Origin of the sequence: Xanthomonas hortorum pv. pelargonii, from assembly GCF_024499015.1 — a bacterium.
Lineage (GTDB): Bacteria > Pseudomonadota > Gammaproteobacteria > Xanthomonadales > Xanthomonadaceae > Xanthomonas > Xanthomonas hortorum_B.
In genome coordinates this window covers 1384343-1406621 of sequence record NZ_CP098604.1, presented here as the reverse complement: position 1 = coordinate 1406621, position 22279 = coordinate 1384343, and the positions used below count along the sequence as shown (strand labels likewise).

General features: G+C 64.3%; 19 protein-coding genes and 1 pseudogene. 15 read left to right on the top strand and 5 right to left on the bottom strand.

Annotated features, from left to right (window positions below):
- Nucleotides 1–40: 40 nt before the first annotated feature.
- The 7 genes from murG (at nucleotide 41) to lpxC (ending at nucleotide 8498) form a co-directional block, all read left to right on the top strand.
- Nucleotides 41–1258 (top strand): undecaprenyldiphospho-muramoylpentapeptide beta-N-acetylglucosaminyltransferase, encoded by a 1218-nt coding sequence (gene murG, locus NDY25_RS06300; protein WP_168957289.1) that lies wholly within the window; start codon nucleotides 41–43, stop codon nucleotides 1256–1258.
- Nucleotides 1255–2688, top strand: coding sequence for a UDP-N-acetylmuramate--L-alanine ligase (gene murC / locus NDY25_RS06295; RefSeq protein WP_168957079.1), 1434 nt, complete (start codon nucleotides 1255–1257; stop codon nucleotides 2686–2688). Before murG ends, murC begins: the two co-directional genes overlap by 4 nt.
- Nucleotides 2685–3641: a D-alanine--D-alanine ligase gene (locus NDY25_RS06290; RefSeq protein ID WP_168957078.1), complete on the top strand. Its 957-nt coding sequence runs from the start codon at nucleotides 2685–2687 to the stop codon at nucleotides 3639–3641. The genes murC and NDY25_RS06290 overlap by 4 nt, the downstream gene beginning before the upstream one ends.
- A gap of 112 nt (nucleotides 3642–3753) precedes the next feature.
- Nucleotides 3754–4590 (top strand): cell division protein FtsQ/DivIB, encoded by an 837-nt coding sequence (locus tag NDY25_RS06285; protein ID WP_256627839.1) that lies wholly within the window; start codon nucleotides 3754–3756, stop codon nucleotides 4588–4590.
- A complete protein-coding gene (gene ftsA / locus NDY25_RS06280) occupies nucleotides 4587–5822 on the top strand; it encodes a cell division protein FtsA (RefSeq protein ID WP_003485272.1) in 1236 nt (411 codons plus the stop codon). The genes NDY25_RS06285 and ftsA overlap by 4 nt, the downstream gene beginning before the upstream one ends.
- A 290-nt stretch (nucleotides 5823–6112) precedes the next feature.
- The gene (ftsZ, locus tag NDY25_RS06275; RefSeq protein WP_104550786.1) at nucleotides 6113–7351 is read left to right on the top strand and encodes a cell division protein FtsZ; all 1239 of its coding nucleotides are present in this window, start codon (nucleotides 6113–6115) and stop codon (nucleotides 7349–7351) included.
- 235 nt (nucleotides 7352–7586) lie between these two features.
- Entirely contained in the window at nucleotides 7587–8498 is a 912-nt protein-coding gene (gene lpxC, locus NDY25_RS06270) for a UDP-3-O-acyl-N-acetylglucosamine deacetylase (RefSeq protein ID WP_006448956.1), read from the top strand.
- A gap of 186 nt (nucleotides 8499–8684) precedes the next feature.
- Here the strand turns inward: lpxC and NDY25_RS06265 are convergent, their stop codons facing one another.
- Entirely contained in the window at nucleotides 8685–9131 is a 447-nt protein-coding gene (locus NDY25_RS06265; RefSeq protein ID WP_006448957.1) for a DciA family protein, read from the bottom strand.
- Here NDY25_RS06265 and NDY25_RS06260 point away from each other — a divergent pair, their 5' ends adjacent.
- The 5 genes from NDY25_RS06260 (at nucleotide 9132) to NDY25_RS06240 (ending at nucleotide 15148) form a co-directional block, all read left to right on the top strand.
- Nucleotides 9132–10076, top strand: coding sequence for a M23 family metallopeptidase (locus tag NDY25_RS06260; RefSeq protein ID WP_006448958.1), 945 nt, complete (start codon nucleotides 9132–9134; stop codon nucleotides 10074–10076).
- 155 nt (nucleotides 10077–10231) lie between these two features.
- Nucleotides 10232–12970 (top strand): preprotein translocase subunit SecA, encoded by a 2739-nt coding sequence (gene secA / locus NDY25_RS06255; protein WP_168957076.1) that lies wholly within the window; start codon nucleotides 10232–10234, stop codon nucleotides 12968–12970.
- 201 nt (nucleotides 12971–13171) lie between these two features.
- Complete coding sequence (locus NDY25_RS06250) at nucleotides 13172–13537, top strand: VOC family protein (protein WP_233366302.1); 366 nt, start codon at nucleotides 13172–13174, stop codon at nucleotides 13535–13537.
- Between the two features lie 148 nt (nucleotides 13538–13685).
- Nucleotides 13686–14633, top strand: coding sequence for a Nudix family hydrolase (locus NDY25_RS06245; RefSeq protein ID WP_168957074.1), 948 nt, complete (start codon nucleotides 13686–13688; stop codon nucleotides 14631–14633).
- Nucleotides 14630–15148 (top strand): P-loop nucleotide/nucleoside kinase family protein, encoded by a 519-nt coding sequence (locus NDY25_RS06240; protein WP_168957073.1) that lies wholly within the window; start codon nucleotides 14630–14632, stop codon nucleotides 15146–15148. The genes NDY25_RS06245 and NDY25_RS06240 overlap by 4 nt, the downstream gene beginning before the upstream one ends.
- 253 nt (nucleotides 15149–15401) lie before the next feature.
- Here the strand turns inward: NDY25_RS06240 and NDY25_RS06235 are convergent, their stop codons facing one another.
- The gene (locus NDY25_RS06235) at nucleotides 15402–16061 is read right to left on the bottom strand and encodes a hypothetical protein (RefSeq protein ID WP_256627974.1); all 660 of its coding nucleotides are present in this window, start codon (nucleotides 16059–16061) and stop codon (nucleotides 15402–15404) included.
- 141 nt (nucleotides 16062–16202) lie between these two features.
- Nucleotides 16203–17030, bottom strand: a complete 828-nt coding sequence (metF, locus tag NDY25_RS06230; RefSeq protein ID WP_168957071.1) for a methylenetetrahydrofolate reductase [NAD(P)H] — start codon at nucleotides 17028–17030, stop codon at nucleotides 16203–16205.
- Nucleotides 17031–17243: 213 nt separating this feature from the next.
- Here metF and NDY25_RS06225 point away from each other — a divergent pair, with 213 nt between their 5' ends.
- Together NDY25_RS06225 and NDY25_RS06220 are read left to right on the top strand one after the other, a co-directional pair.
- Complete coding sequence (locus NDY25_RS06225; protein WP_023903043.1) at nucleotides 17244–17480, top strand: hypothetical protein; 237 nt, start codon at nucleotides 17244–17246, stop codon at nucleotides 17478–17480.
- 141 nt (nucleotides 17481–17621) lie between these two features.
- A complete protein-coding gene (locus tag NDY25_RS06220; RefSeq protein ID WP_168957070.1) occupies nucleotides 17622–18599 on the top strand; it encodes an NAD(P)H-quinone oxidoreductase in 978 nt (325 codons plus the stop codon).
- A gap of 140 nt (nucleotides 18600–18739) precedes the next feature.
- Here the strand turns inward: NDY25_RS06220 and NDY25_RS06215 are convergent.
- Nucleotides 18740–18921: pseudogene (locus tag NDY25_RS06215) on the bottom strand (hypothetical protein); the annotation flags it as partial.
- 164 nt (nucleotides 18922–19085) lie between these two features.
- On the opposite strand from NDY25_RS06215, the gene NDY25_RS06210 reads away from it, so the two are divergent.
- Nucleotides 19086–20021 carry a Gfo/Idh/MocA family protein gene (locus NDY25_RS06210; protein ID WP_168957069.1) on the top strand — a complete coding sequence of 312 codons (936 nt, stop codon included), beginning with the start codon at nucleotides 19086–19088 and terminating at the stop codon, nucleotides 20019–20021.
- A 148-nt stretch (nucleotides 20022–20169) separates the two neighbouring features.
- Here the strand turns inward: NDY25_RS06210 and NDY25_RS06205 are convergent, their stop codons facing one another.
- On the bottom strand, nucleotides 20170–21840 hold the full coding sequence (locus NDY25_RS06205) for a histidine phosphatase family protein (protein WP_256627838.1): 1671 nt from the start codon (nucleotides 21838–21840) through the stop codon (nucleotides 20170–20172).
- Nucleotides 21841–22279: the final 439 nt, after the last annotated feature.

Below are 22279 nucleotides of genomic sequence, written 5' to 3'. Positions count from 1 at the left end.
CGCACAAGCGCCCGCGCAGTCTGCTGTGGTTCGTCCGGTCATGATCCTTGCTGGCGGCACCGGTGGGCATATCTTCCCGGGCCTGGCCGTGGCCAAGGTGCTGCGCGCGCGTGGCGTGCCGGTGACCTGGCTCGGCGCCGATGGCGCGATGGAAACCCGCCTGGTGCCGCAGCACGATATCCAGCTCGACACGCTGGCCATCACCGGGCTGCGCGGCAAAGGCATCGTGAAACTTCTCGGCGCGCCGGTACGGGTGATGCGCGCGGTGCGCGCCGCCGGCTTCGTACTGCGCAAGCGCCAGCCGCGTGCGGTGATCAGCTTCGGCGGATTTGCGGCCGGCCCGGGCGGCCTGGCTGCACGTCTGCTCGGCGTGCCGTTGCTGGTGCACGAACAAAATCGCGCGCCCGGCATGACCAACAAGGTGTTGTCGCGTTTCGCGCGTCGCGTGTTGACCGGTTTTCCGGGCAGCTTCGCTGGCGAAGAAGCGGTGGGCAATCCGGTGCGTGCGGAAATCGCCGCGCTCCCCGTGCCGGCTCTGCGCCTGGTCGGTCGTGGTGGCCCGGTACGCATGCTGGTCCTCGGCGGCAGCCAGGGTGCACGCGCATTGAATCAAGCCGTGCCGGCGGCACTGGCGGCACTCGGTCACCCGGATGTCGAGGTGCGTCATCAGTGCGGCGAAAAGCTGCGCGCCGAAGCCGAAGCCTCATACGCGCAGGCCGGCGTCAACGCCAGTGTCGAACCCTTTATCGCCGACATGGCGGCTGCCTACGCCTGGGCCGATCTGGTCGTGTGCCGTGCCGGTGCCTCCACGCTGGCCGAACTGTGCGCCGCCGGTATCGGCAGCGTGCTGGTGCCCTTCGCCGCCGCCGTCGACGATCACCAGACCCGCAATGCCGAATACCTGGTCGGCGCCGATGCCGCCGTGCTGCTCAAGCAGGACGACACCCTGGCAGTGCGTCTGCAGCAGGTCTTGCAGACCTTGCTCGCCGACCCCGCGCGCCGCCTGTCGATGGCGCAAGCCGCCCGCACCCTGGCCAAACCCGACGCCGCCGAACGCATCGCCGACATCATTCTTCAAGAGGCCGGGAATGGTGAGTCGGGAATGGGGAATGGGCAGAGCTCAGAACACTTGCAGGAACACAAATTGATGCACGCAGACAAGCGCACCGACCAAGTATCCGTCGCCGCTGGCGCTCCGCTCCACACGATTTCCGATTTCCGATTCCCGATTTGCACCTCCGCAGGAGGTGCCGCGTGATCCGCCGTCTGCAAGACAGCGGCGATCTGGTGCGTGCATTTCCGCGCGTGCATTTCGTCGGTATCGGCGGCACCGGCATGAGCGGTATCGCCGAGGTGATGCTGACGCTGGGCTATGAAGTCTCCGGTTCTGACAACTCCGATAACGCGGCGACGCGTCGGCTGACCAAGCTGGGTGCGCGCGTGATGCGCGGCCATTCGGCGGCCAATGTGCTCGGCACCGATTGCGTGGTGGTGTCCAGCGCGATCCGCGAAGACAACCCCGAGCTGATGGAAGCGCGCAGCCAGCGCATTCCGATCATGCCGCGTGCAGCGATGCTGGCCGAGTTGATGCGTTTCCGCCGCGGCATCGCAGTGGCCGGCACGCATGGCAAGACCACCACCACCAGCCTGGCGGCGGCCGTGCTGAGCGAAGGCGGGCTGGACCCGACCTTCGTCATCGGCGGGCAGTTGCTGGCCGCCGGTGCCAACGCAAAACTCGGAGGCGGCCAGTGGCTGGTTGCCGAAGCCGACGAGAGCGATGGCAGCTTCCTGCGTTTGAATCCGTTGATGGCGGTGATCACCAATATCGATTCGGATCACCTGGAAAACTACGGCAACGATTTCTCGCGCATCCAGGCGGCATTCGCAGAATTCCTGCAGCGCCTGCCGTTCTACGGTCTGGCCCTGCTGTGCATCGACGACCCGGAAGTGGCTGCACTGGCCAGCAAGACGCCGCGCCACGTGATGAGCTACGGCATGAGCGAAAACGCCGACGTGCGCGCCGAAGATGTGGTGCAGGACGGCCCGCGCATGCGCTTCACGCTGCGCCTGCCCGAGGGCACCACCACACCGGTGACGCTCGCACTGCCGGGCCGTCACAACGTGCTCAATGCACTGGCAGCAGCGGCGATCGGTTGGCAATTGGGCGTGGCGCCGGAAACCATTGCGCGTGCGCTGGAAAACTTCGCTGGCATCGGCCGTCGCTTCAACGATCTGGGCGAAGTCACCACCAGCACCGGTGCACGCGTGCGCGTGGTCGACGATTACGGCCACCATCCGCGCGAGCTGGAAGCGGTGTTCGCCGCAGCCCGCGGTGGCTGGCCGGACAAGCGTCTGGTGGTCGCATTCCAGCCGCATCGTTACAGCCGTACCCGCGATCAGTTCGATGCCTTTGCCGCGGTGTTGAGTACCGTCGATGCGCTGGTGTTGAGCGAGGTCTACCCGGCCGGCGAAGCGCCGATTCCCGGCGCCGATTCGCGTGCGTTGGCGCGTGCCATCCGTGCGCGCGGCCGCAGCGAGCCAGTGGTGGTCGGCCAGATTTCGGGCCTGGCCGAAGTGTTGCCGGACGTGCTGCAGGACGGCGATCTGTTGCTGATGATGGGTGCCGGCGATATCGGTTACGTGGCCCAGCACATCATCAATAACGGCTTCACCGGAGCGGCTGCATGAGCGCGACGGTCGCCAACGTGCGCGGCACCGATCCGGCCGCGTTCGGTCGCGTTGCCGTGCTGCTCGGCGGCACCTCGTCCGAGCGCGAAGTGTCGTTGAACTCCGGCAACAACGTGCTCGATGCACTGCGCGCGCGCGGTGTCGATGCACAGCCGGTCGATGGCATTCCGGCATTGGCGCAGGCACTGGTCGAGCAGCGCTTCGACCGCGTCTTCAACGTGCTGCACGGCCATAACGGAGGCGGCGAAGACGGCATCGTGCAAGGCCTGATGGAAGCGTTCAAGGTGCCGTACACCGGCTCCAACGTGCTTGGCTCGGCGCTGAGCATGGACAAGATCCGCACCAAGCAGGTGTGGCTGTCGCTGGGCCTGTCCACACCGCGCTATGCGCGTCTGGCGGCCGGCGCCAGCGCCGATCAAATTCATGCCGCCGCACAGCAGATCGGCCTGCCGGTCATCGTCAAGCCAGCCAACGAAGGCTCCAGCGTCGGCATCAGCCGCGTGTTCGACCAGGCCCAGCTCGAAGAAGCCGTGGTGCTGGCGGCGCGATACGACGGCGCGCTGCTGATGGAGCAGCTGATCGAAGGCGACGAACTCACCGTGGCCGTGCTCGGCGAAGTTGCGCTGCCGTCGATCCGCATCGTGCCCAAGGGCCAGTGGTACGACTACAACGCCAAGTACGTGGCCGACGACACCCAGTACCTGTGCCCGGGCCTGGAAGGCGATGCCGAAACGCAACTCCGCCAGCTCGCACTCGACGCTTTCCGCGCCGCCGGCGCCCGCGGCTGGGGCCGCGTGGACGTGATGCGCGACCGCGCCAGCGGCCAGCTGTATCTGCTTGAAGTGAACACCGCTCCGGGCATGACCAGCCACTCGCTGGTGCCCAAGGCCGCGCGTCAGCTCGGTATCGATTTCGAAGAACTGGTCTGGCGCGTGCTGGAGCAGACGCTATGAAGACGGGATTGGGGATTCGGCATTCGGGAATCGCAAAAGCGACAGCCGGCAGTGCGCCGCTGTTGACGATTCCCTATTCTCGATTCCCCATTCCTGCGCGCGGAGCGCGCGCATGAACGCCACCCTGCGCATCCTGGCCTGGTTGATCGCGGTGACGCTGGTCGCGTTGCCTGTGGTGGCCGTGCTCAATGGCTGGGTCGGCGCCGAGCGTTGGCCGTTGGCGCGGTTGCGGGTCTCCGGCGACTTCAAGCGGGTGCCTGCCGAAGAGCTGCGTGCGGTGGTGCTGCCGTATGCGCGCTCGGGTTTTTTCGCAGTGAAATTGCAGAACGCGCAGGACGCCATCGCACGGTTGCCGTGGGTGGAAAGTGCACAGGTGCGCAAGCGTTGGCCGGACGTGCTGGAAGTGCGCGTCACCGAGCACAAGCCGTTCGCGCGCTGGGGCACCGACCGCATGTTGTCCGAGCAGGGCAGGCTGTTCCGCACCCCGCCGTTGTTGAAGGACTTCAAGCTGCCGCAACTCGGTGGCCCGGACAGCAAGACGCAGGACGTGGTGGCGCTGTACAACGAATCGCGCGCGCTGTTCGCCCCGACCGGACTGGATGTGGAGCGTCTGGAAATGGACGCACGTGGCAGCTGGTCGCTGGGTCTGAGCAACGGCGTACAGATCGTGATCGGCCGCGACGATGCGCGCGCACGCCTGCAGCGCTTCGCCCGCGTATTGCCGCAGCTGGCCGACCCGCAACGCCCGATCGCCCGCGCCGACCTGCGCTACACCAATGGCTTTACGGTCGAACGGCGAATGGAGAGTGGGGAATCGGGAATGGATAAAAACCACAAGCCGGTGTCGCCTGCTGCGCCGCACACGCTGGTCCTGAATTCTCTACGCCTCCGTACACCGCTGTTGACCATTCCCCATTCCCCATTCGCTATTCCCGGCTTTAAGACATGAACCGCAAAGGCGACAAATCCCTCATCGTTGGACTGGACATCGGCACCTCCAAGGTCGTCGCGCTGGTCGGCGAGTACTCGCCCGGCAATCCGATCGAAGTGATCGGCATCGGTTCGCATGAATCGCGCGGCCTCAAGCGCGGCGTGGTGGTGGATATCGAATCCACCGTGCAGTCGATCCAGCGTGCAGTGGAAGAAGCCGAGCTGATGGCCGGCTGCGAAATCCGCTCGGTGTACGCATCGATTTCCGGCAACCACGTGCAGTGCAAGAACTCGCCCGGCATCGTGCCGATCCGCGACGGCGAAGTGACCTGGAGCGATCTGGAGCGCGTGCTCGATGCGGCCAAAGCCGTGGCCATTCCTGCAGACCAACGCATCCTGCATGCGATCCCGCGCGAATACGTGCTGGACGATTCGCAGGAAGGTATCCGCAATCCGGTCGGCATGACCGGCGTGCGCCTGGAGGTGCATGCGCATCTGGTGGTGTGCGCGCAGTCGGCCGCGGCCAACATCACCAAGTGCGTGCAGAAGTGCGGCTTGCAGGTCGACGATCTGGTGCTGTCCTCGCTCGCATCGTCGGTGGCGGTATTGACTGCCGACGAGCGCGAACTGGGCGTGGTGCTGGTGGATATCGGTGCCGGCACCACCGACCTGGCCGTCTACGTGCAGGGCGCGATCTGCCACACCGCATCGCTACCGATCGCCGGCGACCACGTCACCAACGACATCGCGCACATGCTGCGCACGCCCACGCCGGAGGCCGAGCAGATCAAGGTGCGCTATGCCTGCGCACTGGCGCAACTGGCTACCGCCGAAGAAAGCATCCAGGTGCCATCGGTCGGCGATCGCCCGCCGCGTCGCATGCCACGGCATGCGCTCGCGCAGGCAGTACAGGGCCGTTACGAAGAAATTTTCGAAATGGTGCAGGCCGAATTGCGCCGCTCCGGTTTCGAGGAGATGGTGCGCGCCGGCATGGTGCTCACCGGTGGCGCGTCGAAGATGGAAGGCGTGGTCGAACTGGCCGAGGAAATGCTGCAGATGCCGGTGCGCGTGGGCATTCCCCAGCACGTCACCGGCCTGGGCGAAGTCGTCGGCAACCCGGTGCACGCCTCCGGCGTGGGCCTGTTGCTGATGGGCAGCCAGATCGAACACCCGCGTCGTCCGTCGATCCCGACCGGACGTGCCGGGAGTTTGTTCAAGAAATTGAAGAACTGGTATCGCGGCGAATTCTGACGAATCGGGAATCAGGATTCGGGAATCGGTTGAGGCAAAGGCAAAGCGGTTGCGGCAGGTTTGAGTAGAGAGCGGTGAGAGCGGGCAGGGCATAGTTTTTTTGTGGTTCCGCCGAGGAGGCAGTGGTTGGCGTGAAGGTGATTCGCGGTTGCGATTCCCCATTTCCGACTCCCCATTCCCGGTATTCAAACAACAACATTCGCCGACATGCGGGTGTTGGGCTGGCGAACGGAGCAATCCGATTCCCCATTCCCGATTCCCCATTCACGGCATCTAAAGAGGACACTGACATGGCACATTTTGAACTGATCGAAAAGATGGCTCCCAACGCGGTAATCAAGGTCGTTGGCGTGGGCGGCGGCGGCGGTAACGCGGTTGCACACATGGTCAACACCAACGTCGATGGCGTGGAATTCATCACCGCCAACACCGACTCGCAGGCCATCAAGAACTGCGGCGCCAAGTTGCAGCTGCAGCTCGGCACCAATGTCACCAAGGGCCTGGGCGCAGGCGCCAATCCGGAAGTCGGCCGTCAGGCCGCGCTGGAAGATCGCGAGCGCATCATGGACGCGCTGCAGGGTGCGGACATGGTGTTCATCACCGCCGGCATGGGCGGTGGCACCGGCACCGGTGCAGCGCCGGTGGTGGCGCAGCTGGCCAAGGAAATGGGCATCCTGACCGTGGCCGTGGTCACCAAGCCGTTCCCGTTCGAAGGCCGCCGCCGCATGCAGGTTGCGCTGAAGGGCATCGAGGAACTGAGCCAGCATTGCGATTCGCTGATCACCATCCCCAATGAAAAGCTGATCACCGTGCTCGGCCGCAACGCGACCATGATTCAGGCGTTCCGCGCTGCCAACGACGTGCTACAGGGCGCCGTGCAGGGCATCGCCGATCTGATCGTGCGTCCGGGTCTGATCAACGTCGACTTCGCTGACGTGCGCACCGTGATGTCGGAAATGGGCCTGGCCATGATGGGCACCGGGTCGGCACGCGGCGACGATCGCGCGCAGGCCGCTGCCGAAGCCGCCATCCAGAACCCGCTGCTGGACGATGTGAACCTGGCCGGTGCCAACGGCATCCTGGTCAACATCACCGCCGGCCCGGACTTCACCATGGCCGAGTTCGACGAGATCGGCCGCACCATCGAAGCGTTCGCTTCGGAAGATGCCACCGTGGTCGTCGGTACCGTGCTCGACCCGGACATGCAGGACGAAGTGCGCGTCACCGTGGTGGCCACTGGCCTGAACCGTGCGGTTGCACGTCAGACCCAGCGTCCGGACCAGCGCGCGCCGATCAAGCTGGTGCGCAACGCCACCACCGGCCAGCCGGAATTCGGCGATTTCGAAACCAGCGGTGGCGATGCGGTATCCAAGGCCGTTGGCGGCAGCATGGGCCTGGGCCTGCGTCGTCCCAGCAGCGACTCGGTCGGCAGCAGCAACACCAACGGCGGCGGTTCCTCTGCGCCGGCGGCAGACCTGCCCAACGACTACCTGGACATCCCGGCGTTCCTGCGCCGCCAGGCAGACTGACGCTTCACTGCGATGCCACCTTGGTGGCGCCGCTCGCAATGCCCCGAGGTTCGCTTCGGGGTTGCAATGCCATGTCCTCTTTCTGCCGGATCGACGCGTTGATCCGGCAGCTTTTGCAGTGGCGTGACCGGTCGATTACAGTTGCCGTCACGCGTGACTTGTTAAAATTCGGATAATCTCAACGATTGGACAGCCGGTTCAGCGCCTGTCTGCATTGTTCATCCAGACTTCGCATATGACCCAGCAACGCACTCTCAAAAACACCATTCGTGCCACCGGCGTCGGCCTGCATAGCGGCGACAAGGTGTATATGACGCTACGACCGGCTCCTGTCGATCATGGCGTGGTGTTCCGGCGTGTGGACCTGGAACCTGTCGTCGAAGTCCCCGCCGATGCCGAGCTGGTCACCGAGACCACGCTGTGCACCGGCTTGACCTGCAATGGCGCCAAGATCCAGACCGTGGAGCATCTGATGTCGGCATTGGCCGGCCTGGGTGTGGACAACGTCATCGTCGAACTGTCTTCGGCCGAGTTGCCGATCATGGATGGCTCGTCCGGCCCGTTCGTGTTCCTGCTGCAGTCGGCTGGCATCGTCGAGCAGAACAAGGCCAAGCGCTTCATCCGCATCAAGCACACGGTGGAAGTACGCGAGGGCGACAAGGTCGCGCGCTTCGAGCCATACGAGGGCTACAAGCTCGGTTTCACCATCGAATTCAATCACCCGATGATTCCGGCCAAGCAGTCGCGCCAGGAAATCGAGTTCTCCACCTCGGCTTACGTCAAGGAAATCTCGCGCGCCCGCACCTTCGGCTTCATGCGCGACCTTGAGTACATGCGCGAGCGCAATCTGGGCCTGGGCGGTTCGATGGACAACGCCATCGTGCTGGACGAGTTCCGCGTGCTCAACGAGGACGGCCTGCGGTACACCAACGAATTCGTGCGGCACAAGATCCTGGACGCCATCGGCGATCTGTATCTTGCCGGCGGCGCCATCCTGGGCGCCTACGAAGGCTTCAAATCCGGCCACGCGCTCAACAACAAGCTGGTGCGTGCGCTGCTGGCCGATCAAGCCGCCTGGGAATGGGTCAGCTTCCCAGAAGGCAGCGTGCAGCCGCCGGTCACCTACGCCAGCCCCGTCTACGCCTGATGTCAGGGAATGCCTTAGTTGGCGTTCGAAGTGTGAACTCTGTCGGATTTCCGGCCCGTTCTTAACGTTTATTTAAGACTTCTCTAACTCCTACGTGGCCTATGCCCGCTAGGATGCGTCGGGTCGTGTGCGGTCTTCGCAATTCTTTCACGCACCGGCGGCCGTTTCGACAAGGCGGCACGGACATCACCGCTTGGTCGGTGGAACGTCCTGCAAGGAGGCCAAGGCGTCGCGCAGTCCTTTGTGCGTCGCCTCGGAAACAGGGCGTGGACGTTCACGGTTCTGCGGCATTGGGGAATGCAGCGGGGTCGTGATGGTCTTGATGGTCACTGCGGTGGCCTTCAGTCCGATGGATCGGGCGGCATCCAACAATTGGGTCTCGGCAAGCCGCAACTTGGCATGCCAGACAGGTGAATCAACCAGAAAAACCAGCTGTTCGCCTCGGACATTGGCCAACCGGCAACGGGTGGCCAGATGAGGCGGTAACAGGGGGCGCAACTGCCGGTCCAGCGCATCGAGCCACAAGGCGCGACGCAAGGGGTCGCCAGCCTTTTCACCCAACGCGGCCTCGATGGCCGGTTGTGGAGCGGAAGGGTTGCGTGCGTTGGACTTGGGCTTGGACATGACACTCATATGGCGTTGAAGAAAGTTGTAATCAAATCTCGGCAAACCCGGACCCAGCGTGTGGTCCGACAGTTCCAGGGCTTCGCCGCAGATCGACCGATGGTAGTCCTCGGCGCGGTGTTGGGCTTGGGGATGTTGATCGGCGTCGGTGCCAGCACCGCCACCGGCATGGTGACCAATTCCGCGCTGCAGGCCAAGGTCGCGCAGCAGCAGGTCGAGCTGGCCCAGGCGCAGCGCGCTTCGCAGGCGCAGGTCAATGCACTGGCCGCGCGCATGGGCGAGTTGCAGGCGCAGGCCACCCGCCTCAATGCCTTGGGCGAGCGGCTGACCGAAATGGGCAAGTTGAAGGACGGCGAGTTCGACTTCGATGCGCCGGTGGGTGTCGGTGGCGGCGATGAACCGGTCAGCGACATGCCGGTGGAATCGCTCAAGGAGACGCTAGGGCAAGTGGAACAGCAGTTTTCCGCCTCCGGCCAGCAATTGAACGTGCTTGCCTCGCTGATGTTCGATCATCAGCTCGAGCAGAACTCGGTGCCCTCGCGGATGCCGATCCGCAACACCTACATCACCTCGGGCTTTGGCGGCCGCGCCGATCCGTTCGACGGCGGTTCGGCCTTCCACAAGGGTGTGGACTTCCACGCCAACGTGGGCGACCCGGTGATGTCGGTCGCCGATGGCGTGGTCAGCTACGCCGGGGTGCGCGGCGGCTATGGCAACGTGGTGGAAGTGGATCACGGCAATGGCTACGTGACCCGCTACGCGCATAACTCGCGGCTGGTAGTGAAGGTGGGCGATCTGGTGCGCGCCGGCCAGCAGGTGGCCAGGGCCGGTTCCAGCGGCCGTTCCACCGGCGCACACGTGCATTTCGAAGTGTGGGCGGACGGGCGGGTGGTCAATCCGCGCAAGTTCCTGGGCGACACCAACACGCCGGTGGGACGCCGCGGGCGCGGTTGACGAAGGCGCGCTCAGCGCTTGATTCGTGAAGGCCCGCCCCAAGCTACAATAGGGTGTTGCCATCGACAGGGCGCAGTGCGCCCTGTTTCGTTTACGGCGGCCGGGTCTTGGGGACCGGCGTCGGTCAAACCGTTCCTTTTCAACCGGTTTCTTCAATGATCAACAGTCTGCTTACCCGTGTCTTTGGCAGTCGTAACGAACGCCAGCTGCGCCAGCTCACCCGCCTCGTCACCCAGATCAATGCGCTGGAGCCGACGATCGAGAAGCTCTCCGACGCCGAGCTGCAAGCCAAGACTCCGGAGTTCAAGCAGCGACTTGCCGCCGGCGAGTCCTTGGACAAGATCCTTCCCGAAGCCTTTGCGGTCTGCCGCGAGGCCAGCCGCCGCGTGCTCGGCATGCGTCATTACGATGTGCAGCTGATCGGCGGCATGGTGTTGCACCTGGGCAAGATCGCCGAGATGCGCACCGGCGAAGGCAAGACCCTGGTAGCCACCCTGCCGGTGTACCTCAATGCGCTGCAGGGCGAGGGCGTGCACGTGGTCACGGTCAACGACTACCTGGCGCGCCGCGATGCCGCGCAGATGGGCAAGTTGTACAACTGGCTGGGCCTGAGCGTGGGCGTGGTGTATCCGGGCATGCCGCACAGCGACAAGCGCGAGGCCTACGGCAGCGACATCACCTACGGCACCAACAACGAATTCGGTTTCGATTACCTGCGCGACAACATGGCGCTGTCGCGCGCCGATCGTTACCAGCGCAATCTGCACTACGCGATCGTCGACGAAGTCGACTCGATCCTGATCGACGAAGCGCGCACCCCGCTGATCATTTCCGGCCCGGCCGACGAATCGCCGGAGCTGTATATCCGCGTCAACCGCATCGTGCCGCAGCTGACCAAGCAGGAAAGCGAAGAAGGCGAGGGCGATTACTGGATTGACGAGAAGGGCAAGCAGGTGCATCTGTCCGAGGCGGGCATGGGCCACGCCGAAGAACTGCTGATGCAGGCCGGCATTCTCGAGAATGCCGAAGACGGCCTGTATGCCGCGCAGAACCTGAGCGTGGTGCATCACCTCAACGCCGCACTGCGTGCGCATGCGATCTACCAGCGCGATGTGGATTACATCGTGCGCGATGGCGAAGTGGTGATCGTCGACGAATTCACCGGCCGTACGCTGTCCGGGCGTCGCTGGTCCGATGGTCTGCATCAGGCGGTCGAGGCGAAGGAAGGCGTGCCGGTGCAGCGCGAGAACCAGACGCTGGCCAGCATCACTTTCCAGAACCTGTTCCGCATGTACAAGAAGCTGTCCGGCATGACCGGTACGGCCGACACCGAAGCCTACGAATTCCAGAGCATCTACGGCCTGGAAGTGGTGGTGATCCCGACCAACCGCCCGACCGTGCGCAAGGACCATCCGGACCAGGTGTTCCTCAACCGCAAGGGCAAGTTCAATGCGGTGCTGGCCGATATCGAAGACTGCGCCAAGCGCGGCCAGCCGGTGCTGGTGGGCACCACCTCGATCGAAACCTCGGAGATGCTGTCCGAGCATCTGCGCAACGCAGGTGTGAAGCACGAAGTGCTCAACGCCAAGCAGCACGAGCGCGAAGCCACCATCGTGGCCAACGCCGGCCAGCCGGGTGCGGTGACCATCGCGACCAACATGGCCGGTCGCGGTACCGATATCGTGCTGGGCGGTTCGCTGGAAACCGAGCTGCACGGCTTGGGCGAGGACATCAGCGACGAACAGCGTCTGCAGGCCAAGACCGAATGGCAGCGTCGGCATGACGCGGTCAAGGCGGCCGGCGGGCTGCACATCATCGGTACCGAGCGGCACGAGTCGCGCCGTATCGACAACCAGCTGCGCGGCCGTGCCGGCCGTCAGGGCGACCCGGGCTCCTCGCGCTTCTATCTGTCGCTGGAAGACAACCTGATGCGCATCTTCGCCTCGGACTGGGTCCAGAAGGCGATGCGCATGATGGGCATGAAGGAAGACGACGTCATCGAAGATCGCCTGGTCAGCCGGCAGATCGAAAAGGCGCAGCGCAAGGTGGAAGCGCACAACTTCGACATCCGCAAGAACCTGCTGGACTTCGACGACGTCAACAACGATCAGCGCAAGGTGATCTACGCCCAGCGCGACGAATTGCTGGATGCCGAATCGGTCAAGGACAACGTCGACGGCATCCGTGGCGATGTGATCTACGATCTGGTCGCGCGCTTCGTGCCGCCCAACTCGGTCGACGAGCAGTGGGACCTCAAGGGTCTGGAAGCCACGCTGGAATCGGAGCTGGGCATGCCGCTGGCGCTGAGCGAGATGGCGCGCACCCAGGAAGAGCTGGACGCCGAGCAGATTGCGGCCAAGGTGCAGGCGGCGGTGGATGCGCACTTTGCCGAGAAGGAAGCGGCAGTGGGCAACGACACCATGCGCGCATTGGAGAAGCACGTGATGCTGACCGTGCTCGACCAGGGCTGGAAGGAGCATCTGGCCAAGATGGATTACCTGCGCCAGGGCATCTATCTGCGCGGGTATGCGCAGAAGCAGCCCAAGCAGGAATACAAGAAGGAAGCCTTCGAGCTGTTCTCCGAGATGCTGGAGAGCGCCAAGCGCGAAGTGATCAACCTGCTGGCGCGCGTGCGCATCCGCAGCGAAGAAGAAGTGGCCGAGCTCGAAGAGCAGGAGCGTTTGCAGGCGCAAGCGCGCCTGATGGCCTCGCAGTTCCAGCACCAGGACGCCGGCGGCTATGGTGCCGACGAAGAAGTGGAACAGATGCAGGGCGGCAACGCGCCGGTGCCGGTGTCGCAGGTGACTCGCGACGAGCCCAAGGTGGGCCGTAACGATCCATGCCCGTGCGGTAGCGGCAAGAAGTACAAGCACTGCCACGGTCAACTCAGCTGAGCTGAGTTGACCGTGGTGCAGCCCGCGAAGCGGGCTGCACCTCAAGCGTCCGCTACGCGGATGCTTGGGGCACGGTACTCCTCCGATCCCCGCGCCTCTGGCGCGCCCCCTACCAAGGGGGCTCTGCTTACGGAGGGGACATGCTCCGCCTGCGCCACTGCGGGGCGTATGCTCAGTCCACGTCCTGCGTGGAGTGCGGTCATGGCGCTGTCCAGCCAGCAACTGAAGGTATTCGTGCCTGCGCGCGACTACGCGTTGTCGCAACGGTTCTATCGCGCGCTGGGCTTTGTGCAGGAAGACGAGGTGGGCAACGTGACCTGCTTCCGGCATGGCACGCATTGCGCGTTTTTGCTGCAGGATTTCTATCTGCGCGAGCTGGCCGAGAATCTGATGCTGCACCTGTGGGTGGACGATGCCGATGGTTGGTGGCAACACGTCCACGACACCGGGCTGGGCGAGCAGTTCGGGGTGACCTGCAGTGCGCCGGAAGATCGACCATGGGGCGCACGCGATTTCACCTTGCACGACCCCAGCGGAGTGCTCTGGCGCATCGGGCATCCGCTGTAGGCGGGAATCGCGAATGAATGGGGAATGGGTAATTGCAAAGGCCGGCATGGTGCGTGCTTCAACCAATCCCGATTCCCGATTCCCGAATCTCCATTCCCCGCCCTCAAGCGATTGCACTGAACGACTCACTCGCGGCACTCTTGTGCCCATGCCCGATTCTCTAAGATCCATCCACGTCGTTGCCGGCGTGATCACCGACCCCCGCGGCCGCATCCTGCTGACCCGCCGTACCGAGACCCGCGACATGCCCGGCCTGTGGGAGTTCCCGGGCGGCAAGCGCGAACCCGGCGAAACCTCCGAACAGGCGCTGGTGCGCGAACTCAATGAAGAGCTCGGTATCGAGGCGCAGGTGGGCGAGTGGCTGATGGACGTGCCGCAGCTGTACCCGGACAAGCGGTTGCGCCTGGAAGTGCGCCACATCACCGCATGGAAAGGCAGCCCGCGCGGGCGCGAGGGCCAGGCAATGACCTGGGTGGCCACAGACAAGCTGACGCGCTATTCGATGCCGCCGGCCGATGTGCCGGTAGTGGGGGCGTTGCGCCAGCCCGACCGCTATCTGATCACGCCCGAACCGGACGACGACATGCTGTGGCTGGAAGGTCTGGAGCGTGCGCTGCAAGAGGGCGTTACGCGCATCCAGTTGCGCGCGCGGCAGGCCGAACCGGCGCGCTGGCAGGCACTGCTGCAACAGGTGATGCGCCTGCGTGGTCGTGCGCGCGCGCAGTTGCTGCTCAATCGCGACATCGCGCTGGCCGGCGAACTCGGCATCGGCGTGCATCTGGGATCGGAGCAATTGGCCGCACTGCAGGAGCGCCCGCTGCCGGCCGAACAGCTGGTTGCCGCCTCGTGCCACGGGCTGGAAGACCTGCGTCATGCACAGCGGCTCGGCTGCGATTTTGCGGTACTGGGTCCGGTGCAGACGACGACCTCGCATCCGGGTGCGACACCGTTGGGATGGGACGGTTTCGAAACCTTGCGCGAGCAGGTCTCGCTACCGATCTACGCACTCGGCGGCATGCAGATCGACGACCTGTGTGAAGCACGCTCGCATGGCGCGCAAGGCATTGCGGCAATTCGCTCGCTCTGGCCGCAGTGATTGCGCCGTCGGCGACCTTGGTGGTGTTCGGCGGGTTGCCGGGCGTCGGCAAGAGTTCCATTGCACAGCGGCTGCTCACGCACTGCAATGCGATGTATCTACGCATCGACAGCATCGAGCAGGCGCTGCGCGACAGCGGTGTACTCGCCCACGACGTCGGGCCGGCTGGCTATCTGATTGCCTACGCCATTGCAGAGGCGAATCTGCGCCAACGCCAGGTGGTGGTCGCCGATAGCGTCAATCCCTTGCCGGTCACCCGCGAAGCATGGCGTGACGTGGCGCGTCGCACGCAGAGCCGCTTGCTGGAGATCGAAGTAGTGTGCAGCGATCGCGACGTTCATCGGCAGCGCGTGGAATCGCGGCACAGCGAAATCCCCGGACTGCGCACGCCGGAGTGGTCGTCCGTACTTGCGCATGACTATGTAGCCTGGACCGAGCCGCATTGGGTGATCGACAGCGCGGTGCTGAGTCCAGAGCAAGCGGTTGCAGAGATCATGCGTCGGTTTGCTGCTTAGTCTGAAAGCGTTTGGCCAGCTGTGTGCCTACGTGCGGGCAACGTCATTTGAGAGGGCTGCTCGAAGCAGAGACGGTCATGGCAGCCCACGCGTGCGATAGACCGATGCAATCTCGCTGCCAATTTGAGAACTGCTGACAGTGTGTAGCGAGCAGTCGTCAGGCAGGTGTGGAGGGCATCACAGCGCGGTAGATGCCGATTCCGAGCGCTGGCAGCGACCGCCGGGCGATGAGTGCAGTCGTTTGTGAGCGGCTTTAAAACGTCACCCAGAAGCAGTTGTACTGCCGGCGCAGGCGCAGCACGCTGCGTGCGGGCGTGCCGCTGGGGAGGTTCTGTTCCAGGCGCAGGCCCCACGGTCGTGGGCGGCTTGGAGTTGCGGGAAGCGGGGCGTCGATGGCGCTGCCGTCCAACGATGGAGCGGCTGTGGCTGTGCTGCCGGCCTCGGCTTCCCAGGTTGGTGTCTCGCTTTGCGGGTACATCGGGACGATATCCAGCAACGGGCGTTGCACGATGGCTTCCAGGCGGCTCAAGACCTGGTTGGCAGCGGCATCGGACTGGCCACTCCACAGGTACAGGCTGGACAATCGGTTGACGTCGCGGCTGTCTACCGCCAGTTGCAGCAATGACACCAGTTCGCTCAGCCGACGCGGGCAGCCGTAGCGATACAGGCCGGTGTTGCCCTGTGTGCGGGTGGCCGGTGGCGGACGCGAAGCGGCGCCGACGTCTTCGCAGCGGCGGTCGGTGAACATCGTCTGCCCATCCGGCGTGACGCAGCGGCGGATCTCCTGCGCCTGCACACGCGTGGCGGAGCCAAGGCAGAACAACAGCAACAAAGGCAGCAGGAGTGGACGCATCGGCGCAGCGTAGCCGGGGGCGTGTGAGCTGGCGAGATACGTGCGCGCGCAGGTGTGCATGCGATACCGGCCGGTCACGCGTTCAACCTCGGCAGCACGCGTGCGCATCAGGACCTGCGCATCGGTGTGCGACGTGCTGTGGTTGTGATGCAAGGCCGGCCAAACGCACGCCAGCAGCGCACGCGCGCGCAAAGCCCGCACTCAGCGCCCGAGCAGTTGCAACACCTGGGTGGTCGGCTTGGCCAGGTTGAGCGTGTAGAAGTGCAGGGCCGGCGCGCCGCCGGCAATCAGGCGTTCGCACACCGTGGCCACCACTTCCGCACCGAAGGCGCGCACCGCATCGGCGTCGTCGCCGTAGGACTGCATCTTCTTGCCGATCCAGCGCGGAATCTCCGCACCGCATTGCTCGGAAAAACGCCGCAGCTGCGAGAAATTGGAGATCGGCATGATGCCGGGGATGATCGGGATCTCCACGCCCATGCGCTGCACCGTGTCGCGGAAATGAAAGTACGCATCGGCGTTGTAGAAGTACTGGGTGATCGCCGCATCGGCGCCGGCATCCACCTTGGCCTTGAAGTAACGCAGATCGCTCAGCGCATCGGTGGCCTGCGGATGGGTTTCCGGGTACGCACCGACTTCGATACGGAACGCATCGCCGTGTTCGGCGCGGATGAAGGCAATCAGGTCGCAGGCATAGCGCAGGTCGCCCGGATGGCCCATGCCCGAGGGCAGATCGCCGCGCAGCGCGACGATGCGGGTGCAGCCGATCGCGCGATAGAGTTTGAGCAGTTCGCGGATTTCTTGGCGGCTGCCGCCGACGCAGGACAGATGCGGGGCGGCTTCGAAGCCATGCTTCTGCTTGAGGTGACGCACCGTCTCGGAGGTGTAGCTGAGCGTGGAGCCGCCGGCACCGAAGGTGCACGACACGTATTCCGGCGCGTAGCCCTTCAACCTGGCCGCGGTGCGGTCCAGCTGCGCGCGCTGGTCATCGGTCTTGGGCGGGTAGAACTCGAAACTGAGATGCGTCATCGCGGCGGGTCCGGCAGAGCGTGCGGGCATAATATCGCTTCATCGCGATGAATGCATATTTGGTTGCGGGCGTCCCGATTTTCGCGTTCGCCTTTATGGGGGCATCCGGGTGCAAGCGTATATCCGCATGGCTGCGGCTGCTTGGGCGAGGGCATCACTATCTATCGCACGCGGTAAGCTTCCAGACCCCACGCCACTTGATCGGAGCGCAACATGCAAGAAGAGGAAATGGATGTCATCGCCGAATCGTTGGGCCGCATCTGGGTTGCGCTGGCGCGCAGCGTCGGCGACCTGGCGCTCGCCCTGGCCGAGCAACCCGGTGTGGATGGCGACAAGTTGCTGAGCGACTTCGCTGCGCGCCTGCCGTCCGGGCAGGACGACGGCACCTCGAAGGTGTTCGAGGCGATTCGCCAGTACATCGACCAGGGCGTCGCTCCCAGCGAGGAGTGATGCGTGCCATGCGCGTCCGCGTCAGTGCAGGCGCGCGTGGCGATTCATGGGGTCTTGCGCTGCGCAGCATCGCTGCCCACCTGCGCCAAACGTTGACGCCTGCATGCCTACACTGGGCGCACTTTCTACGGAGCGCCTTGCATGAGCGACACCACCATGACCGCCATCGCCATCCGCGATGGCAAGGGCGATGCGGATGCGCTGTATGTCAGCGAGCAACCGCGTCCGCGTCCCGCGCCGGGGCACGTGTTGATCCGCGTGCACGCCGCCGGCATCAATCGTCCCGATCTGCTGCAACGTGCCGGCCACTATCCGCCGCCGCCCGGCGCGCCGGAGACCCTTGGCCTGGAAATCGCAGGTGAAATCGTGGAGCCGGCCGGTCGCTGGAAAGTGGGCGATCGCGTGTGTGCATTGCTGGGCGGCGGCGGCTACGCGCAGTACGCAGCGGTCGACGCGCGCCATGTGCTGCCGATTCCGGCCGGCATGGATCTGGTGCACGCCGCCGCATTACCGGAAACCATCTTTACCGCCTACGCCAACCTGTTCGAGCACGGCCGGCTCGCGGCCGGCGAGTGGCTGTTGCTGCATGGCGCCACCTCCGGGATCGGCGTCACCGCGATCCAGATGGCCAAGGCCGCCGGCGCGCGTGTATTGGCTACCGCGCGTTCGGCAGGCAAAGCGGCACAGGCGCGCGAACTGGGCGCCGATGTGGCGATCGACTCCACCACCGAATCGTTTGTCGCCGTGGCCAAGGCGCACGGCGGTGTGGATGTGTCGCTCGACATGGTGGGCGCTGCGGTGTTCGCCGATACCCTGGAGGCGCTCAATCCGCGCGGACGCATCGTCTACATCGCCTCGCAGGCCGGTTCGACCATCGAGGTGCCGATTCCGCTGCTGATGCGCAAGCAGGCGATCCTCACCGGTTCGACGCTGCGCCCGCGCAGTGTCGACGAAAAGGCGCGTCTGGCGGCGGAAGTGGAGCGCGTGGTGTGGCCGTGGATCGCGCAGGGCAAGCTGCGCGTGCTGCTCGACAAGCGCTTCCCGCTGAGCGAGGCCGCTGCGGCGCATCGCTATCTGGAACAGGGCAGCCACCTGGGCAAGGTGGTGCTGGAGATGTGACTGCCTGCGGTCAGCTGCCTGGCATGCGCGCGTGTCAGGCAGGCGACTCCTGTCGCGGCGGGATGTTGTCGGATAGCGCATTGCAATGCGCACCCAAGCAGGTTGGTGTATGGATCAATCCAGCAGATGCCGGCTTCCCACTGCTTCAACGCCAGGCTGTCTTCGCCGCCTGGCCGGCCGTACGCGACCGCCTGATCGAGCGTGCCGGCTCCAGATCGGACCACACCCGCACATAGCCGAGCGCGCCGAGCACGGCATCGTAAAGCGCGCAGCAATGGCCGTTCTTGCGCGGCCACCACGCGTCGCAGGTATAGCAAAACAAGCAGGAGCGATGTCTCGCGGCGAGCCGCACCCTGACCGTACACTGCGTGCTCGCTTGCAGGGCTGCGGAGCTGCATTGCGCCATTGCCGCGTTGGCCTCGCGCAATCGCTTGCTTCATGCGATCGAAGCGGCGCTGTCACTTCCACATCAGCACGAAGGTTTCGATGAAGCATCCAGACGCATTGCGCATTGCCCTTGTCGGTATCGGCAAGATCGCTCGTGACCAGCATGTGCCCACCATCGCCGCGCGCGAGGATGTGCAGCTGGTCGCCACCGTGAGCCGTCACGGCACGGTCGATGGCGTGCCGGCCTATCACACGTTGGAAGAGGCGTTTGCTGCGCATCCGCAGATCGAGGCAGTGGCGTTGTGCACGCCACCGGTCGGGCGTCATGCGCTTGCCCAAGCCGCGCTGAGCGCTGGCCGCCATGTGTTCCTGGAAAAACCCCCCGCCGCCACGCTCGCAGAAATCGATGATCTACGTGCAGTGGCGCAGCGTGCGCAACGTAGCCTGTTTACCAGCTGGCATTCGCGGTGTGCCGCCGCTGTGGAGCCTGCGCGGGCGTGGCTGGCCGACAAGCAGATCCTGCGCGCGCACATCACCTGGAAAGAAGACATTCGCCATTGGCATCCGGGGCAGGACTGGATTCTGGAGCCGGGCGGCATGGGCGTGTTCGATCCCGGCATCAATGCGTTGTCCATCGTCACGCATCTGTTGCCACGCCCCTTCGCGCTGCGCGAGGCCGAGTTGCATACGCCGGAAAACCGCCAGGCACCGCTATACGCCAAGCTCGCCTTTGTCGATACCGCAGGTGTGCCGGTGACGGCCGAATTCGACTTCCTGCAAACCGGTCATCAGCGCTGGGATATCGAGGTGGAAACCACCGCAGGCCTGCTCATGCTCAGCGAGGGCGGTGCCAAGCTCAGCATCGATGGGCAGCCGCAGGCAGTGGATGTGGCAGGCGAGTACGACGGCTTGTATCGGCGCTTTGTGCAGCTGGTGCGCAGCGGCGAGTCGGAGGTGGATGTCGCGCCATTCGTGCACGTTGCCGACGCGTTTCTGCTGGCTGCACGCAAGGTTACCGCGCCGTTTGCCTGGTAGTCGGTCGCGCTCTCCAGGGTCCTGCAGCATTGGAAACACCGGCCATTGGCCGGTGTTTTTTTGCGTCAGAGACCGCGCTTTTCCACGCGCGTATCCCAGCGAATCGGCAGCAAACGCCTCGGGTCGACACTTCTGCTGCCGGCATGTCTCAGCGACTGTCCAGCACCGCCTTGTCCTGCCCGACAGTGGCGGTAGTGGTCACGCCATTGGCTGAAGTGGAACGACTCGCAAGCTTGCGCATCGCAGGTGCGATCTGCGCGCGGAAACGCCTAACCACCCATGCCTCGTCCAGCAGCGCAAACGCAAAGAAGCCCAGCAACGTACCGGCTACCAGCGTGGGCGCGTGCGCAAACGTGCCGGGCAGCAACAGGCTCAGCCACAAAAAGATATTGGGCGAGGTCTGCAGCAGATGGATGTCCGAGGCGATGGCGGCGCTGATGCGCTTGCCGGTCATCGCCTGGTGCACGCGCAGATACAACGCGCTGCCCACGCGGCATGCCATCAGTAGCGTAAATGGGAGCAGCAGTGCAGCCCATGCCCGCCAGCCACCATGCAGCAATGCATCGGCCAGCGCCGCTCCGTCGGCGCGCAGCGAGACCAGCAAGGCCATCGGCACCATCGTCAATGAGCCAACCCAGCCCCAGTTGGTTGCGAGTTTGCCGGCTGCGATCGGGCGCGCACGCCGCCAGACCTGTGCGAGCAAGGAGGGTAGCGCCAAGGCAAGCAACAGCACCACGAAGAAGCGCTCCAGCGCATGCGCGTTGCCCAGTACTTCACGGTGGTCCACATACAAGACCAATAACAGCACCGGCAGCAGGATCGACAGCACCAGCGTGTAGCGTGCCGCAAAAAAGTAATCGCCACCGCGCGCCAGCGAGAAGGTCGGTACCGACAAGGCGGGCGGCACGATCAGCAGCAAGCCGATCACATGGATCCATTCGTTCTGGAAGTGTGTGAGCAGGAACATGGCAACGAGTGCGCGTGCCACGCTGATGATGCTGAGCGCGATGTTTTCCGGACCTTGGGTCAGGCGCAGTGCGCCCGGTTCGATACGTACCGACAGAAAGAAGGCATTCGCTGCCAGCAGCGCGACGATGGCGGTAGTGGTGACGACATGCGGAAGACTGACGCCCAGGCACGACAGTGCGAAGCCGCTGATTGCCGCGAGCAACATCCATTGCAATAGGTGGATCTCGGTCTGCTCGCCCAGATAATTCATGCGCGAGGAGCTGCGTGCCGTCATCTGCTTGAGTTCGTCCCACGACAGCGGGCGCGAAGTGGGCAGGCGGAAGTCGATGTACTCGGCAGGCGGCAGGCCAGAGGCAATCAGCGCGAACACTTCGACGATGTACTTGTGCGCCACCACCAGGACCTGCTTGCCTTGTCGATCCAGCGGGGCCAGCACGGTGTCGTAGTAGCGCTTGCAACGCGCATACATGTCCATCCAGTGTTCGCCATCGGGTGGCGCTCCATCAGCGTCGTGAAAGCAGGCGTCGTAGAGACGGTGGCCGATCGACTTCTTGATCAAGGTCTTGTTCTTGCCGGCGAAAATGCCGAAATCGCGCTCCACCAAGGCGGCGCTCGAGCGCACCTGCGGGTTGCCTTGCGCACCCTCCAAGATGATGGCCGCTGTGGCCTGTGCACGCTCCAATGTGGACACATGCACTTCGTCGAAACGTAATGCGCGTTGGCGCACGTAGCGTGCTGCCTGCTGTGCCTGGCGACGGCCGAGCGGCGTGAGCGGTGAGTTCTGCGCACCGGCAAAATAGTTCTGTTCGTTGGCGAGCGACTCACCATGGCGCACGAAATAGAGAGGCATCGCATTGCTCCGGTCTGCTGCACAGTTCATCGAGACTGAGGCGTCGCTGCCTGAAGCAAGGCGGCGTCGCCTCATCGGGGGATAGCTGCGGCGCATGCGATGTGCTGATGACACTGCATGCATCGAGTTGCCCCCGTAGGTCCGGCGAACAAGCGGCTTCGTTGCAGTCGCGAGATTTCTTTTTTCAATCAATGCGAGTTGAACGCGAGCGCGCGTTGATGGTGCTGCGATATTTCGCTCCCTCTGCGTTGCCGCATCACATGTGCGAGCGTTACTGAAAACATAGGAAAACTGCGCAAATTATTCGGGAGATAGAATCCTCCGCACGCGATGACGCGGCAGAGGCACTGTGTCGATCGCACCATGAAGGCGTATTTTCAAGTTCAAAGGTGCGCTACAGATCACCTTGTCGTGCGATGAGAACAGTGGCGTGTGGCGT